This is a genomic window from Pseudarthrobacter woesei (genome assembly GCF_055412745.1).
Window position 1 is genome coordinate 167,195 of record NZ_JBVAYU010000001.1, and the last position, 16,506, is coordinate 183,700.

The window sequence follows — 16,506 nt, forward strand, 5'->3', positions numbered from 1 at the left end:
AGCGATCATTGGACTGAGGCCATAAGTCCGGGGACGGCGATCCCACGCGGGGTCAGGGCCAGCGGGTAAATCGGCCCTACCGCCGTAGGGAGGACAGGCCGACAATCGGGGTATCCACCCGCAAATCCACCCATGAAAGAACTTAGGAGGCGGTCGACGTGTCGGTCTATACGCTTGGAATCTGGTTGGTGAAACCGGGCCGGGAGAATGATTTTGTCCAGGCCTGGCGGGACCTGGCCAGAAAAACAACGGAAGACTTCCCCCATACCAAGGCCGTACTGATGCACGACCATGACGTCCCCAACCGGTTTATCAGCACCGGGCCCTGGGAATCAATTGAACAGATCGAGCAGTGGCGCGGCTCGACGATGTACGGGCAGAGCATCACGGCGATCAGGGAGATGCTCGAGCACTTTGAGCCGCACACCCTCGACGAGGCGGCCAGCGTCGGCTGGGACACGGCCTAGACGGCCAGCGCCTTCAGGACAGCGGGCAGGAGCACCCCGTTCCGTCCCCAGACCGGGTCGAAGACCTCGACGTACCAGGACTCGGCAAGCACCAGGGCCAGGGCCTCATTGGCCTCGTCGGCCCAGTCGCTGAGCTGCTTGTCCCCGATGGGAGCCTCGCCGCTCCCCAGGACAGTCACCACCTCGTCGTCCCGCAGCGTCACGGGGATGGATGCCTGGCCGGCTTCGCCGGGGGCGTGGGCCACGGTGACGAGGCCGGTCCGGGCGGAGAGGTCCAGCAGTTTCGACGCCGCCTCGGCACTGCAGAAGCCCGTTACATAGGAGCGCTGGGCATGCTCCGCGGCGAGCATGCCCGGCTGGGATTCCCTGGTGAAGAGTCCGCTCCGGTTGAGTTCAGCAAGCTCGCCGGCGATGGCCCCGGTTTCCTCGTCGATGACTGGGCTGAAGGTTCCCGGCTGGTACTCGCTGCGGCCCTGGAGCCAGCGCGCGGTCAGCTCGCCGGCCGCCGGGATCGTCCCCGCCTGCCGCCAGATCTGACGGTCCGCCAGGAGCCGCCCGAAGCCGTCGCGTTCGGTGCTGACGCTGTCCCCGGTCATGGACGGCTACGCTTCCCGCGCGGCAGCGTTGGCCGCCGCCGCACCGGTGGAGGGCTGCTGCAGCAGCCGGGCAAGCCGTTCGCAGCTGAGGCGGAGGGCTTCAAGCTCGCGCCGGCTGAAGTCGACGATGTTCGCGTGGATCATTTTTGAGAGCCCCTCATCGTCCGCCTCCACCTCGAACTCGTGGTTCAGCGTGACGACGGTCCCGCCGTCGGACGGGCGGATCTCCCAGTCCCCGCCGAGGTGCACCGGCGGGGCCTCGAGACCGAGCTGCCGGAAGCCGGCATGTCGGCCGTCGGCATCAAAAATGCGGTGGCAGTGGCTGGAGCTCAGCGAGCCGTTGACCACGACGGAGGTCCGCAGGTCGTGGCTCGAATCATCGCCGCTGACGCGCTCGGCGTAATCGGTGAGTCCCGCCAGGTCCGGCCAGTGCGAGGAGTCCCGCAGCATGGTGAAGATGAGCGCCTCCGGGGCATCAATCATGAGCCGGTGGGTGGTCCGGCGCGTGGTTGGCGACAAGTCCTGCACCTCCTGTGATCTGCGGGCCTTCTAAGCAGGCTAGGCCAGCCGCTCCCGGCCGCGCAGAATTTTGTCCCGCTGCGTCACGGCAGGAAATCTGGGGTAACACTGGGCCGCCCCAGAGAACTCCCAACGGTCCCGGATGAACCTGGCGCCGGTCCGGAGAGCATCGGCCCGCTGGCGTTCATGATCTGCCGCTAGAGTTCAAGCTGGAGTCCGGCTTGTAAGAGTTCGAGGCGGACCGCATTTTCAGGACCGGCGCGCATTCGCGGCGGCGAGGAAACCGGGAGCAACAGTGCGGCATGGATCCAAGCCCACCATCCGCGATGTCGCGGAGGCGGCAGGGGTGTCCCTGACCACCGTCTCGTACGTGCTCTCCGGCCGCCTCGGCGGAACAACCCGGATCAGCGGACCCACCCAGGACCGTGTCCACGCCGCGGTCCGCGAGCTGGGCTACGTCGCCAACCAGTCAGCCCGCGGGATGCGGCGCGGACGGACAGACCTTGTGGCTGTGGCCATCGCAGACCTTGAACAGCCCTGGGACCGGGCGCTGGCCGCGGCGGCGGCAAGGATTCTGCCGCGGCAGGGCTACCAGACGGTCATCGTGCTGGGCGACAGCTGGCGGCAATTCATGCTCTCCGGCGGGGCTGACGGCGTCATCCTCGGTTCCGTCCCGGTGGACCGCAGTCCGGATGACCTCAAGACCCTGGCCGAGCTCGCGGCGCACGGCGTGGCCCAGCTGGTCTTCTCGGACACGCTGCAGCCCGATGGGTACGAGGTGCTGGCGCCGGGACTGGCCGGTCCTGCCGCCCGGGACGGTGCCGCGGACGGCACTGACCGGCTCTTCGAGCAGGCAGTCGCCCTGCTTCTCGCCCGGCTACGCGGCGCGTCATCCTGAGCCTGAACACAGCCACAAATGGCCCCCAAAACCGACGGAACTTCCCCGGCTCTCAGGAACTTTGACGGTAGCCGTGACAGTGAACTCCCTAGGACGTGGGTTTCGCAGCCTGGCCATCGAGCCAGAGCATGTCCGACTCGTCCCGGTGCACACCGGCGGAGCCAACGTGATGGGAATCGATCCGGGGCCCGTTCTTGATCACATGGACCAGGGCCATGCCGTGGCCGCGGCCGAGCCCATAGTCCTCCTTGAGCCATTGAAGGATGGCCCCGGCCTTCACGGACGGCTCCGCAAGGCCCTTCTCCCGGGCGACATCGAGGAGCTGGCGAGGGGTGAGTCCGGTTTTGTCTTCAATGGTGTCGAGATAGGCCTGGAAGGACATTCTGGTTCCCTTTCTGCGGGCGTGGCTTTCCTCCGCCACTCTAAAGACAGCTCACCGGATCCGCCAGACCTCGTATCCCGGGCAGGAGCGCAGGGTTTTCGCTCCCGCGGCACTGCTGCTGCGCGGGTATTGGCGCACCAGCTTCAGTGCACCAGCGGCAGCGCCTACCCTCGAAATCATGACGCAGACGTGGGAAGCGGGCCAGATCGGTGTCCTGCGCCTCCCGTCCGGCCGCCTGATCCGCGGCCACGGCCTGATCGGGCCGCTTCCGGCCGGGCCGGACCCTGACTTTGGTCTCTACCTGCTGGGCAAGGCTCCGACTCCGTTCCTCTGGGACTCCCGATGGGTCCGGTGGCGGGATCTTCGGCTGCCGGCCGACGACGCCGACACCCTCCTTGCGCTGCAAGACGCCTGGCGCCGTGCCGCGGACGAACGGGTTGAGGTCGCGTGCCAGGGCGGCCGCGGTCGAACCGGTACCGCCCTGGCCTGTATCGCCATCCTGGACGGAGTGCCGCCAGTGGAAGCCGTGGATTTCGTCCGCCGGCGCTACCGCCCTGGTGCCGTGGAGACACCCTGGCAGCGGCGGTACATCGCGCGGTTCCAGGGTCCGACGGCGTGACGCGCCACCCCACTCTCGACGCGCCACCCCACTCTCGACGCGCCACCCCACTCTCGACGCTCGAAATTCCTGACGCGGCCTGCATTCCGCTAGCGCCAGGAATTTCGCGCCTCGAGGACGCGATGTCGCCGCGCCGGCTGCTGGTCCGCCACCCTCCGCGGGCCGGCCAGGCTCGGCTGAGCGCTGTCCCGGCCGCGGCATTACGTCACACAACTGGGTCTTTTTGATTGCGCAGGCCCGGCCTACCGTGGACTAAGGGAGCCGCCCGGCCCCGGCGGCCCAACGACGGAGGACCTTCCAATGACCACGCACGTAGCCGACTGCAGCGTAAGCAATTGCTCCTTCAACGACCACTCTTCGTGTAATGCCGCCGCCATCACAGTCGGCGGCGCTGAAAATCACGCCTCCTGCGCCACTTTCATCGATATCGGCGTCCATGGCGGCCTGCCCAAGGTGCTGGCCGACGTCGGAGCCTGCCAGCGCTCCGAATGCGCCCATAACGACCACCTGATGTGCAAGGCCCCTGAAGTGCATGTTGGCCCCGGCGTTGACAATGCCGACTGCCTCACTTACGCCCACCGATAGGACCGAACGCAGCATCCAGAGGAATTAAGTCACACTAATTTGACGTTAAGGCTCGCCTAAGTAAGGGTTAGCTAAGTACTTCCAACGTCAAGCAAAGGATTCCTCTGTGACGCCTAGAACCCCTGTGGACAATCACTCGTCCTCTCCCGGGCTTGAGATCCTGTGTGAGCCCCGGACGGAGCTGGTGGAATCGGCCACCGCCCACCTCTTCAATGCCCGCAACGCGGCCGGGTATTCGGCCCAGGTGCTGCAGGGTGTCGCGGCAGTGGCCGCCAAGGTATCGCGCTGCACGCGTCCGTTCACCGGTGTTACGCCCGGCGAGATGAAGTTCCGGGTCGACGGCGTGGATCTCGACACTCCGCTGCCGGATACTGCGGCTGCCCTCGAGGAACTGGAAGAGGTCTACCTCAGGGATGCCGTCTACTTCCACGACGCCAAGTACGCGGCCCACCTGAACTGTCCCGTCGTTATCCCCGCCCTCGTTGCCGAGGCTGTCCTGTCGGCAGTGAACTCCTCGATGGACACCTGGGATCAAAGCGCCGGCGCCACACTGATCGAGCGGCGGCTCATCGAGTGGGCCGCAGCGCAGCTTCGGCTGGGTGCAGCCGCGGACGGCGTCTTCACCTCGGGCGGGAGCCAGTCCAATTTCCAGGCCCTGCTGCTTGCCCGGAACCAGGCCGTGGAATGGCTGAAGCTGGATCCGGAAAATGACGGACTCCGGCTGCCGTCGCTCCTGGAGAAGCTGCGCATCTTCACCTCGGCGGACAGCCACTTCAGCATCGAGAAATCTGCGTCCATGCTGGGGCTGGGGTACGACGCCGTCGTGCAGGTACCGTGCGGGCCGGACCACCGGATGGACCACCGGGCCCTGGCCGGGAAACTGGCACGGGCCCGGAACGAGGGACTGGTGCCGATGGCGGTTGTGGCCACGGCCGGCACCACAGACTTCGGGGCGATCGATCCCCTCGCCGAGCTGGCCGACGCGGCGCGCGAGTCCGGCGCCTGGTTCCACGTGGATGCGGCGTACGGCGGCGGGCTGATGGTGTCCGGGCGGCACCGGCACCTGCTGGACGGGATCCACCGGGCAGATTCGGTCACCGTCGATTTCCACAAAACGTTCTTCCAGCCGGTCAGTTCCAGTGCCCTCCTGGTCCGCGACGCGGCCACGCTCCGGCACGTGACATACCACGCCGACTACCTGAACCCGGCCGCCGCCGTCGACCGCCCCAACCAGGTGGACAAGAGCCTTCAGACCACCCGCCGTTTTGATGCCCTGAAGCTCTGGCTGACGCTGCGGATCATGGGAGCAGGCGCCCTCGGTGCCTTGTTTGACGAGGCCATTGACCTGGCGTCGAGCGTGGGGGCGGTGCTGGCCTCGGATCCCGACTTTGAGCTGGCCGCACCGCCGCAGTTGAGCACCCTGGTGTTCCGCTTCCGGCCGCTTCACCCGGACGGCAGCCACATGTCCGACGAGGCCGCGGACGGCCTTAACCAGGACATCCGCTCCGCCGTCTTTGCCTCCGGCGAGGCCGTCGTGGCAGGGACCAAGGTGGCGGGCCGGCACTACCTGAAGTTCACCTTGCTGAACGCCGAGGCGACTGTGGAGGACATCCGCGGCATCCTTGAGTTGCTGCGGGCTACCGGGGCGTCACTGCTCGCCCGCCAGGAGGTGACGGCGTGAGCGCCGGCAACGCACAGCCGCCGCAGCGCGTGTACGATTTCGCCGCCGTTGGCGTCGGGCCGTTCAATCTCGGGCTCGCGGCGCTGAGCGAGCCCGTCGACGGACTGGACGGCATCTTCCTGGAACGACGGAAGTCTTTCGACTGGCACCCCGGCATGATGCTGGAGCCGTCCCACCTGCAGGTCCCGTTTATGGCCGACCTGGTAACCCTCGCCGACCCGACGTCGCCCTATTCGTTCCTGAACTTCCTGAAGCAGACGGGACGGCTCTACCGCTTCTACATCCGCGAGAGCTTCTACCCCCTGCGTGCCGAGTACAACCAGTACTGCCAGTGGGTGGCCGGCCAGCTGGAGTCCGTCCGATTCGGCACGGACGTCCGTGGGATAACGTACGACGGCGGCGTGTACCGGCTGGCGGTGGACGGCCCGGACGGCCCGGAGGTGCTGCACGCACGGCGGCTGGTGCTGGGCACCGGAACCTCGCCGTTTGTTCCGGCGGCCTGTGACGGCATTGTGGACGGCGGCGGGCCGGTCCTCCACAACGCCGAGTACCTGCCCCGGAAGAGTGAACTCCAGGGCCAGCGCAGCATCACGATCGTGGGCAGCGGGCAAAGTGCCGCGGAAATCTACTACGAGCTGCTGCAGGAGATCGACGTCCATAACTACCAGCTGAACTGGATCACCCGGTCCGGCCGGTTCTTCCCGCTCGAATACACCAAGCTGACCCTGGAAATGACGTCGCCGGAGTACGTGGACTACTTCCACGCTCTCCCGCAGGAGCAGCGCGATGGCCTCGTCAAGAGCCAGAAAAACCTCTACAAGGGCATCAACTCCGAGCTCATCGACGCCATTTACGACCTCCTGTACACCAAGAGCCTCTCCGGGATGGTGGATACCCGGCTGCTCACCCACTCGGAACTCACCGGAGCCTCCTGGGACGCGGCGGCGGGACTGCACACGCTGCGGCTGCGTCATACGGAGACCGGCGCCGGCTACACCATAGAGACCGCTGCCGTGGTCCTCGCCACCGGCTACGCGTACCGGGAACCTGCGTTCCTGGCGGGTGTGAAGGACCGGATCGCGCGGGACAGCAACGGCAGGTTCGACGTGAAGCGCAACTACAGCACCGGCGTCGAACCCGGCGAGATTTTCGTTCAGAACGCCGAACTGCACACCCACGGCTTCGTCACTCCGGACCTGGGCATGGCCGCATACCGCAACTCCTGCATCCTGCGCGAGATCACCGGCCGCGAGGTCTATCCGGTGGAGCGGCGCATCGCGTTCCAGCACTTCGGACCGCCGCCGCAGCCAGGATTCCCGGTCGGCTTCCGCGAAGCGGCGGAAGTTTCGGCATGAGCTTCACGTTCCGCTGCCTGGACCCAGCGGCCGACGCGCCGCTCCTCCACAGTTGGGTGACCCGGGAGTACGCCGGTTTCTGGGGCATGCAGGGCTGCACGGTCGACGACGTCGTGGCGGAATACACGAGAATCCAGGCGGGCGGGCACCACCACGCGTTGCTCGGGCTTGACGACGGCGTTCCCGCCTTCCTGATGGAGGAGTACCGTCCGGCGCTGTCGCCGCTGGCCCCCGTGTACTCCGTCCAGCCGGGGGACCTCGGGATGCACCTCCTGGTCGCCCCGCCGGCCGGCCCGGCCCGGCCCGGCTACACCACGGCCGTTATGGAAGCCGTCCTGGAACGGCTTTTTGCCGCCACGGAGGTGGAGCGCATTGTGGTGGAACCCGACGCCCGCAACACCAAAATCCACATCCTTAACGCACGGCTGGGCTTCGAACCGGCGGGATTCGTGGACCTTCCCGACAAGCAGGCGCTGCTCAGCTTCTGCACCCGGGAAGCCTTCCACTCTGCCCGCACCGGGCTTCACACGTCCCCGACCCCCCCCCAGGGAGCACCGCTATGACCACCGCTGATCTTGAATCCGTCCTGACCTCCAGTACCGCCGCAGCCCACCTGACGCCCGAACGCTGGGCCGCCGCCAACCGGCACCTCATCCGCAAGGCACTCGCCGAGTTCTCGCACGAACGGATTCTCACGCCGGAACTCCTCACGCCTGAAGAGCCTGGGGGCAGGCCGGGGCCGGGCACCGGCAAGTCAGACGGAGCTGCCGGCGGGGAGGCCAGGGAACCCGCCCGCTACCGCGTCAGGAGCGACGACGGCTCCGTGGAGTACCGCTTTGCGGCCCGGAAACTGGAGCTCGACCACTGGTCCATTGCGGACATGTCCATCCGCCGCGTCGACGCGGGGGCATATCCCGACATGCCCACGCCCGGGGCTGAAGAAGGGACATGTCCCGCGGGGGAGGGGCTTGAGCTGGATGCCCTGCGCTTCATCACGGAATTCCGGGACACCCTGGGAATCCGCGAGGCGATGCTCCCGGTGTATCTCGAGGAAATCAGCAGCACCCTCGCCAGCCACGCGTACAAGCAGTGGAGGGGCCAGCCGTCGGCCGCGGAGCTGGCGGCCGGCGTGACCGGCGGGGCCGATGCCGCCATCGACTTCCAAACCATCGAGCGGAGCATGACCGAAGGCCACCCCTGCTTCGTGGCCAATAACGGCCGGCTTGGCTTCGGTATTGCCGACTTCCGTGCCTTTGCCCCGGAGGCCGGAGCCCCCGTGCAGCTGGAGTGGATCGCGGTGCACCGGAGCAAGGCCGTGTTCACCGCCGGCGAGGGGCTCGGTTACCGGAACCACCTCGACGCCGAACTGGGGACGTCCGCCGTCGCGTACTTCGACGCCGAGCTCGGCGCCCGGGGCCTGGCTCCGGCGGAGTACTTCCTGATGCCGGTCCATCCGTGGCAATGGGACAACAAGCTCACCGTGACGTTCGCCGCCGAAATAGCGCGGCAGCACATCGTTCATCTCGGGATTGGGGCGGACGGCTACCAGGCCCAGCAGTCCATCCGGACGTTCTTCAACACGGTTTCGCCGGAGAAGTGCTATGTGAAGACGGCCATGTCGGTGCTGAACATGGGGTTCATGCGCGGGCTGTCGCCGCAGTACATGAAGGCCACGCCGGCCATCAACGACTGGCTCCACGAGCTGATCCACAGCGACAAAACCCTGCAGAAGCGCGGGCTGAAAGTCATCCGGGAAGTGGCTGCCATCGGCTATCACAACGGCTCCTACGAGGCGGCAACCGCCAAGGATTCGCCGTACCGGAAGATGCTCTCCGCGCTGTGGCGGGAAAGTCCGCTGCCCCTGCTGGCACCGGGGCAGCAACTGACCACCATGGCCGCGCTCCTGCACGTTGACGCCGCGGGCAAACCGATGGTTTCCGCGCTGATGGAGCGTTCCGGACTGGCGCCTGCGGAGTGGCTGCGCCGGTACTTCGAGGCCTACCTCGTGCCGCTGGCTCACTGCCTCTATTCCTACGAACTGGCTTTTATGCCGCACGGCGAGAACGTCATCCTGATCTTGGAGAACGGCGTCCCGGTCAGTGCCGTCATGAAAGACATCGCCGAGGAGATTGTGGTCATGGGCGACCGCCTGGAGTTACCGGAAGACGTGGCACGGATCAAGGTCGAGATCCCTGACGGGGAGAAGGTCCTGGCCATTTTCACCGACGTCTTCGACTGCATCTTCCGGTTCCTCAGCGCGCTGCTGGAGGAAGACGGTAAGCTCAGCGGCGAAGAATTCTGGCGGACCGCCGCGGCCGTGCTCCGGAACTACCAGGGCGATCACCCCGAGCTCGCGGCGCAGTTTGCCCGGCATGAGCTGTTCGCGGAGGATTTCGAATTGTCCTGCCTGAACCGGCTGCAGCTGCGCAACAACCAGCAGATGCTGGACCTGGCCGACCCGTCCGGCGGACTGCAGATGGCCGGCCGGCTGCGGAACCCGCTGGCCCGCTTCGCCTGATCCGGACGCGCAATCGGCCTTGCGACGCGCAAAATACCTGGCGCGACCCGGATTCCGGTAGCGCCAGGGGATTTGCGCATCGAAAACGCCCGGGCGGGTCCCCTAACGCGGCGGTGACTCTGTGGTGCCGCGACCGGCGAAAGACCGGCGTCCTTCCGGACGTCGGATGCGCCCAGCCAGCCCTCTTATCGTTCCGTGACGAGGATGCTTAGAAGATCCATTCCTGGCCGAAAGTGAACTGTCTGCAGGCCAAGGCTGCGGGCGGCCGCGATGTTGGAGTCATTGTCATCTATCAGGATGACGTGCTCGGGGCGGGCGCCGAGCACGCTGAGAACGTGATCGAAGATTCGACGGTCCGGCTTGACCATGCCAAGGACCCCACTGAAGAACAGCTGGCGGAAATACTGCACCCAGCCGGATTCCGAGCTGTAGGTCGCGGCCATTCCGGCGGGCATGTTTGAGAGCAGCGCGAGCCGCAGATTGCGGGAGTGAAGCGTCTCCAGTGCCGAAATGGTGCCCGGGTTCAAGTGCGACCATTGGGCCGCATCGAGTTCCTCGAGCTGCCCCACCAGCTCGGCCGAAACGGATCCGCCGATCACCGCGCTCCAGTAAGCCGCCGCATCCAGTCTCCCCGCGTCGAAATCCAGTCTGGACCGCCAGTACGGACTCTCGTGGTGTTCCAGATCAAGATCTGTGGCCTGCCGCAGGCGGGCCTAGTCGGCTTCGCGCGGCGCGTCGGAAATGACCATTCCATAGTCGAAAAGGAACCATTCGGGCGCAGGGCTCGGAGAATTCATTCCGTCAGCTTAGACCTCGCATGCCCCCTACCCCTGCGTCAGCCGATACCGCTCGATCTGCTTCAGCCGCCGCAGGAGGCTGTCGCGCCGCGGGTGCGGGACGGCGTCGGCCGGTTCCGCGGTGAGGTCGATGTGTTTGGTGCCGTACTGCCAGAGCAGCAGGTCATCAAGCAGCCGGTCCGGGCCGGGCGAGTAGCGGTGGTCCAGGGCCTTGCGGACCTCGGTGATCCGGTTGGCGCTGAGCAGGCCGGCGAGCTGCATGGTCTGGTTGAGACCGTGCGCGGCCATGAGCTCGGCGGCCCAGCCCCAGTCGTCGTCGACCTTCCGGTCCACGTGCGGCAGCAGCGTCCGCCACACGTCGCGGATCCGGTTCGGCGTCAGCTGGGCTGCGCCTTCGCCGTCCATGTCCCAGTAGCTGCGGACTTCCTCGTAGCGCTCGTGCAGGTCAGCGAACGCCCCCTCCACGGTTTCGAGCATCGCGGCCGTGGCGGTGAACTGGCGGTCGAAGTGCGGGGTCCAGGCGCGCGGGTCCTCGGCCTTGAAGCGGATGTCGTGCTCGATCTCGCTCCAGGCATGCGCGAACACGGTGCGGATCTGGCATTCGAAGAAGTAGCTTCCGTTCGGCTGCACGTCAGGGTTGAAGGCCTGCTGGTACTCCTTGACGGCCTCGTTCTGGATGGTCCGGAGGATCAGGTGCCGGCTCGAATAGCCGTAGGTCCCCGACTCGATCGAGCCGATGTCCTTCTCACGGTCGCCGCGGCAATCGAAGAGCTGGCGCTGGCGCTTGATCAGGTTGGCCACCACCGCGTTTTCCGCCGGCAGCTTGGTGATCACGCGGATGCCCACCATGTCATTCAGGGTCCGGAACGGGTCCGGGAACTTCAGCACCGGCGGACCGCCCGGCTCCAGCGGCTCCTCCGTGCGGGAGATCTTCTCACGGAAGGATTCCACGGTCTTGGTGCGGCCGGTGACGAACAGCGGCGTCACTTCGGTGCCCTTGAGCATGCTCCGGAGCGTCAGGAGGACCTCGCGGGTGACAAGCTTCAGGGCGGGACGCACCCGCTCGTAGAGTTCCACGTTTTCCTGCACGGATTCGCGCAGGTTCTGGTCCAGTCGATCCCAATTGCTCGCCATGTGTCCAGCTTACGGCGGAGGTACGACGGCGCCGCCTTACGCCCCGCCGCGCGGCGCCCAAGGTAGGCTCTCCACATGGCTGATGTGCGGCGTCGGGCTTTGATCGCGGCCGCAGCGGCGGTGACTCTGGGGGCACTCTCTGCCGCCTGTTCACCAGGCCCCAAGGAGGACACTGTGAAGCGGCACAAGTACAGCTACGGCGATGACGCCAGCCAGTGGGGCGAGCTCTTCCTGCCGGATGTTGCCGTGCCGAAGGGTGTGGTGGTGGTCATCCATGGCGGCTACTGGCGCTCGCAATACGGCGCCGAACTCGGCGAACCCCTCGCGAAGGACCTCGCGGCGCACGGAATGGCCGCCTGGAACCTGGAGTACCGCCGCGCCGGCAATGGCGGCGGCTGGCCGAACACCTTCTCCGACGTGCTCGCCGGAATCGACAAACTGCGCGACGTCGCGGCTGACCACGGCCTCGGACTGGGCAGCGTCGTGGCCCTGGGCCACTCCGCCGGTGGCCACCTGGCCGTCTGGGCGGCCGGGCGCAGCCGGCTCGGGCAGCTCGGCGCCCCGGACGCGGACCGCCAGCTGCTGCGCAAGGCCGACGACGGCGAGGTGAACCTCACGGGCGTCGTCAGCCAGTCCGGGGTGTTGAACTTGGCCGAGGCCGAAAGGCTGAACCTCAGCAACGGCGCCGTCAGCAACCTGCTGTGCGGCTCCTCGGAAAAATACCCCAAACGGCATAAATACGCGGACCCGATGAGCGCGGTGCCGCTGAAGATCCCCGTGTATGCCGTCCACGGCACGGAAGACGACACGGTCCCGGTGAGCCAGTCGGAGTCCTATGTCGCAGCGGCCAAGGCTGCCGGCGCCCCGGTCCAGCTCCTCAAGGTGCCGGGGGACCACTTTGCCCTGATTGACCCAAAGGCCGCCGCCTACCGGAAGTGCCGGGAACTCGTGCAGCAGCTGCTGGGCTGAGCGCCATCCGGTGCAGCCGCCGCCCGGTGGTAGCGTGGCCCCTATGCAAGTTGAAGTTCCTGCGGTCCTGCGTGCCCTGGCAGCGGGCTTCACCAAGTTCTTCCGGGCGTTCGCGCCGCGCCACCCGGCCCAGGTGATCGTCCTCGGATTTGCCGGTGCCGTCGCCGCTGGGACCGGACTCCTACTGCTCCCGGTGGCCAAGGCAGGCGGGGGCGGGGCTACGTTGCTGGAGGCGCTTTTCACCGCCACGTCCTCCGTCTGCGTAACCGGCTTGATCACCGTGGACACGCCCGTTTTCTGGAGCGGATTCGGCCAGGTGGTCATCCTCGTGCTGATCCAGATCGGCGGCTTCGGCGTTATGTCCTTTGGGACGCTGCTCGGGGTCCTGGCCGCCCGCCGGCTGGGCCTGAAGTCCAGGATTTCTGCCGCCGCCGAGACGAAGAGCAGCGGTTTCGGCGACGTCCGCGGCGTGCTGATCGGCGTTCTGCTCATCAGCGTCGTCGTGGAAGCAGCCCTGGCGCTGATTCTCGCGATCCGCTTCATGGCCGGGTACGGCTATCCGCTGGGCGAGGCGGTCTGGCACGGAGTATTCCACTCGATCTCGTCCTTCAACAACGCCGGCTTTGCGCTCTATTCGGACAACCTGATGGGGTTTGTCGGCGACCCCTGGATCTGCCTGCCGATATCCGCCGGTGTGATCATCGGCGGGCTCGGATTCCCGGTCCTCTTCGAACTGGGCCGGCGATACCGGCGTCCGATCCACTGGACCATGAACACGAAACTGGTCCTCGTCGGCTCAGCCATCCTCCTGGTTGGCGGCACCGTGTTCCTCACCGCCGTCGAATGGGCGAATCCGGCAACCCTTGGCGGACTCCATCCTGCCGAGCGAGTACTGGCCGGCTTCTTCCAGTCCGTCATTACCCGCACCGCGGGCTTCAACAGCATCGACATCGCCCAGATGAATCCGGTCTCCTGGCTGGGCATGGACATCCTGATGTTCATCGGCGGTGGCCCGGCCGGAACTGCGGGCGGCCTGAAGATCACCACCTTCGCCGTCCTCTTCTTCATCCTCAGCACTGAACTGCAGGGTGGAACGGCCGTGAACATCTTCGGCAAGCGCCTGTCCCGCGCGGTGCACCGCCAGGCCATTACCGTGGTGCTCCTGGCGATTGCCCTTATCACCGGGTCAACGATGTTCCTGATGCTGATCACCGACTTCGGGCAGGAGCGGATCCTCTTCGAGGTCATCTCTGCCTTCGCCACGGTGGGGCTGTCCACCGGCATCACCGCCGCGATCCCTCCCGCGGGCCAGCTCGTGCTGATCCTCCTGATGTTCGTCGGGAGGCTGGGCCCGGTGACGCTCGGCGCGGCCCTCGCCCTGCGCGAACGACCCACGCTCTACGAGTACCCCAAGGAAAGGCCCCTCATTGGCTAGGAATATCTTCTCGTCCCGCGCCGCTGCCGCCAGCGACAAGGCGTCCTCGGTGGTGGTCATCGGCCTCGGCCGCTTTGGCGGCTCGCTGGCCCTGGAACTGGAGGCGCAGGGTACCGAAGTGCTCGGCATCGACGCCAGCGCAGAAATCGTCCAGTCCTACAACGGACGCCTTACCCATGTGGTCAGGGCCGACTCCACCAAAGAGGAGGTCCTGCGCCAGCTCTCGGTCCATGAATTCGACCGGGCGGTGGTCGGGATCGGCTCGGATATCGAAGCCAGCATCCTGACGACCTCCCGGATCCTGAAATTCCAGCATCCCCAGATCTGGGCGAAGGCCATCAGCGAACCGCACGCCGAGATCCTGGGCCAGCTCGGCGTCGAGCACGTCATCCGGCCGGAGCACGACATGGGCAGGCGCGTCGCGCACCTGGTCCTCGGCTCGATTCTTGACTATGTGGAATTCGAGGACGACTTCGTCATGATCCGGACCAGCCCGCCCTCCGGCGTCCGCGACCGGCCGCTGGGAGTGCTGGGCCTCCGGGACAAGTACGGCATCACAATCGTGGCCGTCAAACGTCCCGGCGGGATCTGGGGCCATACCACCGCGCAAACGGTGCTGTACGACGACGACCAGATCATCGTCCAGGGCAGTAAGGCCAAAGCCGAACGCTTCAGCACCATGCCCTGACCCCCTAGACTGGGTTGCAGGTGCGCCGGGAAGTCTGGTCGGCATAGTTCTGTCGACCCAACTTTTAGGACTCCCGCATGAGCACCCCGCCTCCTCCCGGCCCCCCGCACTCCACAGTCCTGGGCCGAGGCAGCTACGCCGAATCCCTCCGGATCGGCGAGATCCTCCGCAAAGAGACAGTCGGCGGCGCCTTGCTCGTCGCCGCCGCCGTGATCGCCCTCATCTGGGCCAACTCGCCGGTTTCCGGGAGCTACTTCGCACTCCGCGACTTCAAGATCGGCTACGAACCCTGGCATCTTGAACTGACCCTCGGCGCGTGGGCCGCCGACGGGCTGCTCGCCATCTTCTTCTTCCTGGTGGGCCTTGAGCTCAAACGCGAGTTCATCGCGGGGGACCTGCGGCAGCTGAGTAAGTCGATCGTGCCGGTCGCGGCGGCCGTGGGCGGCGTCATCGTCCCGGCGGTCATCTACGCCGTCGTCAACCTCACCAGCCCGGAGACCCTGCGGGGCTGGGCGATTCCCACTGCAACGGACATCGCGTTCGCCGTCGCCGTGCTGGCCATCATCGGCTCGCATCTGCCCAGTGCCCTGCGCATCTTCCTGCTCACCCTGGCTGTGGTGGACGACCTGATCGCCATTACCATCATTGCGGTCTTCTACTCCAGTGATATCCAGCCAGTGCCGCTGCTGTGGGCGCTCATTCCCTTGGCCCTCTACACCTTCCTGGCACAGAAGTACCGGCGGTTCTTCGGCGCCAACGCAAGAGCCGCCTGGGTCATCCTGCTGCCGCTGGGCATCGCTACCTGGGCCCTGGTGCACGCCTCCGGGATCCACGCCACCGTGGCCGGCGTCCTGCTCGGGTTCGCCATTCCGGTGCTGCGGTCAAAAGCGAGCGGCGGGCCGGACGCCGGACCTGGCCTGGCCGAAATCTTCGAACACCGCTCCCGCCCGATCTCCGCCGGAATCGCCGTCCCGATCTTCGCGTTCTTCTCCGCCGGAGTGGCCGTGGGGGGCTGGGAGGGACTCGGCTCGGCCCTGACTGATCCGGTGGCCGTCGGCATCATCCTGGCCCTCGTCCTGGGCAAACCAATCGGGATCCTCGGCACCACCTGGCTGCTCACCAAAGCCACCCGGGCAACGCTGGACAGCTCCTTCAAGTGGATCGACATCTTCGGCGTCGCGCTCCTGGCCGGGATCGGCTTCACGGTGTCCCTGCTGGTGGCCGAACTGAGCTTCGGCCACGGCACCATCCACGATGACCACGCCAAGGTGGGGATCCTCGCGGCCTCGGTGCTGGCGGCCCTGCTGGCCACCGTGGTGCTGCGCACCCGGAACCGGCAGTACCGGCAGGCCGAAGCGGACGAGAAAGTCGATTCCGACCATGACGGCATTCCGGATGTCTACGAGCAGGGCGGCTCCGCCCGATAGCCCATTCGGCGACGTCGATCCGCAACGAACCCGGCTCGACTTCATACCCTAGGGGGTATAATGGTGTGGACTAGACACGCCGGACCGGCCGGCATCGCCTGAAAGGACTCGAGCATGAAGAGCATCTCCGTCAAGGAACTGGCAGCACTGGGGAAGGCCGCCGCGATCGTCGACGTCCGCGAAGATGACGAATTTGCCGAGGTCCGGGTGGCCGATGCCAAGAGCGTCCCGCTTTCGCGTTTTGCGCAGTCCCTGGCCGAGGTTCCGGCCGGCGGCACCGTCTACGTGATGTGTGCAGCCGGCGGCCGCAGCGCCCAGGCCACCGCCTACCTCGCGGACCAGGGGTACGACGCCGTGAACGTCACCGGGGGCATCAACGAGTGGCAGCTCGACGGCCTTCCGGTCGATCGTGGTTGAGTCGATCGTGGCTGAGTAG

The 16,506-nt window shown here is 66.5% G+C and carries 18 protein-coding genes; 13 read left to right on the forward strand and 5 right to left on the reverse strand.

Features of this window, described 5'->3' with window-relative positions; all coding sequences use genetic code 11:
* The first annotated feature begins 188 nt into the window (after positions 1-188).
* Complete coding sequence (locus ACZYZE_RS00780; RefSeq protein WP_463905676.1) at positions 189-467, forward strand: antibiotic biosynthesis monooxygenase family protein; 279 nt, start codon at positions 189-191, stop codon at positions 465-467.
* Here ACZYZE_RS00780 and ACZYZE_RS00785 read toward each other — a convergent pair.
* Together ACZYZE_RS00785 and ACZYZE_RS00790 are read right to left on the reverse strand one after the other, a co-directional pair.
* Positions 464-1,063: a DUF6919 domain-containing protein gene (locus ACZYZE_RS00785; RefSeq protein WP_463905678.1), complete on the reverse strand. Its 600-nt coding sequence runs from the start codon at positions 1,061-1,063 to the stop codon at positions 464-466. The two genes, ACZYZE_RS00780 and ACZYZE_RS00785, sit on opposite strands and share 4 nt — an antisense overlap.
* Positions 1,064-1,069: 6 nt before the next feature.
* Positions 1,070-1,582, reverse strand: coding sequence for an SRPBCC family protein (locus ACZYZE_RS00790; RefSeq protein ID WP_463905680.1), 513 nt, complete (start codon positions 1,580-1,582; stop codon positions 1,070-1,072).
* Positions 1,583-1,877: 295 nt separating this feature from the next.
* On the opposite strand from ACZYZE_RS00790, the gene ACZYZE_RS00795 reads away from it, so the two are divergent.
* Positions 1,878-2,480 carry a LacI family DNA-binding transcriptional regulator gene (locus ACZYZE_RS00795; protein ID WP_459318419.1) on the forward strand — a complete coding sequence of 201 codons (603 nt, stop codon included), beginning with the start codon at positions 1,878-1,880 and terminating at the stop codon, positions 2,478-2,480.
* Between the two features lie 88 nt (positions 2,481-2,568).
* On the opposite strand, the gene ACZYZE_RS00800 is transcribed toward ACZYZE_RS00795, so the two are convergent.
* Complete coding sequence (locus ACZYZE_RS00800) at positions 2,569-2,862, reverse strand: DUF4287 domain-containing protein (RefSeq protein WP_463905682.1); 294 nt, start codon at positions 2,860-2,862, stop codon at positions 2,569-2,571.
* A 178-nt stretch (positions 2,863-3,040) separates the two neighbouring features.
* Here ACZYZE_RS00800 and ACZYZE_RS00805 point away from each other — a divergent pair, with 178 nt between their 5' ends.
* The 6 genes from ACZYZE_RS00805 to ACZYZE_RS00830 all read left to right on the forward strand — a co-directional run bounded on the left by ACZYZE_RS00805 (position 3,041) and on the right by ACZYZE_RS00830 (position 9,620).
* Positions 3,041-3,481, forward strand: a complete 441-nt coding sequence (locus tag ACZYZE_RS00805) for a protein-tyrosine phosphatase family protein (protein WP_463905684.1) — start codon at positions 3,041-3,043, stop codon at positions 3,479-3,481.
* A gap of 300 nt (positions 3,482-3,781) precedes the next feature.
* Complete coding sequence (locus ACZYZE_RS00810) at positions 3,782-4,066, forward strand: DUF1540 domain-containing protein (RefSeq protein WP_463905686.1); 285 nt, start codon at positions 3,782-3,784, stop codon at positions 4,064-4,066.
* A 124-nt stretch (positions 4,067-4,190) separates the two neighbouring features.
* A complete protein-coding gene (locus ACZYZE_RS00815; protein ID WP_463906151.1) occupies positions 4,191-5,747 on the forward strand; it encodes a pyridoxal phosphate-dependent decarboxylase family protein in 1,557 nt (518 codons plus the stop codon).
* Entirely contained in the window at positions 5,744-7,102 is a 1,359-nt protein-coding gene (locus ACZYZE_RS00820) for a lysine N(6)-hydroxylase/L-ornithine N(5)-oxygenase family protein (RefSeq protein WP_463905687.1), read from the forward strand. The genes ACZYZE_RS00815 and ACZYZE_RS00820 overlap by 4 nt, the downstream gene beginning before the upstream one ends.
* Positions 7,099-7,665: a GNAT family N-acetyltransferase gene (locus ACZYZE_RS00825; protein WP_463905688.1), complete on the forward strand. Its 567-nt coding sequence runs from the start codon at positions 7,099-7,101 to the stop codon at positions 7,663-7,665. Before ACZYZE_RS00820 ends, ACZYZE_RS00825 begins: the two co-directional genes overlap by 4 nt.
* On the forward strand, positions 7,662-9,620 hold the full coding sequence (locus ACZYZE_RS00830) for an IucA/IucC family protein (protein ID WP_463905690.1): 1,959 nt from the start codon (positions 7,662-7,664) through the stop codon (positions 9,618-9,620). The genes ACZYZE_RS00825 and ACZYZE_RS00830 overlap by 4 nt, the downstream gene beginning before the upstream one ends.
* 185 nt (positions 9,621-9,805) lie before the next feature.
* Here ACZYZE_RS00830 and ACZYZE_RS00835 read toward each other — a convergent pair whose 3' ends face one another.
* Positions 9,806-10,219, reverse strand: a complete 414-nt coding sequence (locus ACZYZE_RS00835) for an HAD-IA family hydrolase (RefSeq protein ID WP_463905691.1) — start codon at positions 10,217-10,219, stop codon at positions 9,806-9,808.
* Positions 10,220-10,444: 225 nt separating this feature from the next.
* A complete protein-coding gene (locus ACZYZE_RS00840; RefSeq protein WP_459318413.1) occupies positions 10,445-11,551 on the reverse strand; it encodes a GTP pyrophosphokinase in 1,107 nt (368 codons plus the stop codon).
* 174 nt (positions 11,552-11,725) lie between these two features.
* Between ACZYZE_RS00840 and ACZYZE_RS00845 the strand changes: the two genes are divergently transcribed.
* From ACZYZE_RS00845 to ACZYZE_RS00865, 5 genes are all read left to right on the forward strand, one after another.
* Entirely contained in the window at positions 11,726-12,520 is a 795-nt protein-coding gene (locus ACZYZE_RS00845; protein WP_459318412.1) for an alpha/beta hydrolase, read from the forward strand.
* Positions 12,521-12,563: 43 nt separating this feature from the next.
* The gene (locus ACZYZE_RS00850) at positions 12,564-13,955 is read left to right on the forward strand and encodes a TrkH family potassium uptake protein (RefSeq protein WP_459318411.1); all 1,392 of its coding nucleotides are present in this window, start codon (positions 12,564-12,566) and stop codon (positions 13,953-13,955) included.
* Complete coding sequence (locus ACZYZE_RS00855; protein ID WP_463905694.1) at positions 13,948-14,643, forward strand: potassium channel family protein; 696 nt, start codon at positions 13,948-13,950, stop codon at positions 14,641-14,643. Before ACZYZE_RS00850 ends, ACZYZE_RS00855 begins: the two co-directional genes overlap by 8 nt.
* A 77-nt stretch (positions 14,644-14,720) precedes the next feature.
* Positions 14,721-16,070, forward strand: a complete 1,350-nt coding sequence (gene nhaA / locus ACZYZE_RS00860) for a Na+/H+ antiporter NhaA (protein ID WP_463905695.1) — start codon at positions 14,721-14,723, stop codon at positions 16,068-16,070.
* Between the two features lie 114 nt (positions 16,071-16,184).
* Entirely contained in the window at positions 16,185-16,487 is a 303-nt protein-coding gene (locus tag ACZYZE_RS00865; protein ID WP_463905697.1) for a rhodanese-like domain-containing protein, read from the forward strand.
* Positions 16,488-16,506 lie beyond the last annotated feature (19 nt).

Excerpts from the sequence above, each read along its gene's own strand:
- nhaA (WP_463905695.1), top strand. The coding sequence starts at position 14,721 with ATGAGCACCCCGCCTCCTCCCGGCCCCCCGCACTCCACAGTCCTGGGC.
- ACZYZE_RS00865 (WP_463905697.1), top strand. The coding sequence starts at position 16,185 with ATGAAGAGCATCTCCGTCAAGGAACTGGCAGCACTGGGGAAGGCCGCC.
- ACZYZE_RS00840 (WP_459318413.1), bottom strand. The coding sequence starts at position 11,551 with ATGGCGAGCAATTGGGATCGACTGGACCAGAACCTGCGCGAATCCGTG.
- ACZYZE_RS00800 (WP_463905682.1), bottom strand. The coding sequence starts at position 2,862 with ATGTCCTTCCAGGCCTATCTCGACACCATTGAAGACAAAACCGGACTC.
- ACZYZE_RS00785 (WP_463905678.1), bottom strand. The coding sequence starts at position 1,063 with ATGACCGGGGACAGCGTCAGCACCGAACGCGACGGCTTCGGGCGGCTC.
- ACZYZE_RS00810 (WP_463905686.1), top strand. The coding sequence starts at position 3,782 with ATGACCACGCACGTAGCCGACTGCAGCGTAAGCAATTGCTCCTTCAAC.
- ACZYZE_RS00830 (WP_463905690.1), top strand. The coding sequence starts at position 7,662 with ATGACCACCGCTGATCTTGAATCCGTCCTGACCTCCAGTACCGCCGCA.
- ACZYZE_RS00850 (WP_459318411.1), top strand. The coding sequence starts at position 12,564 with ATGCAAGTTGAAGTTCCTGCGGTCCTGCGTGCCCTGGCAGCGGGCTTC.
- ACZYZE_RS00805 (WP_463905684.1), top strand. The coding sequence starts at position 3,041 with ATGACGCAGACGTGGGAAGCGGGCCAGATCGGTGTCCTGCGCCTCCCG.
- ACZYZE_RS00825 (WP_463905688.1), top strand. The coding sequence starts at position 7,099 with ATGAGCTTCACGTTCCGCTGCCTGGACCCAGCGGCCGACGCGCCGCTC.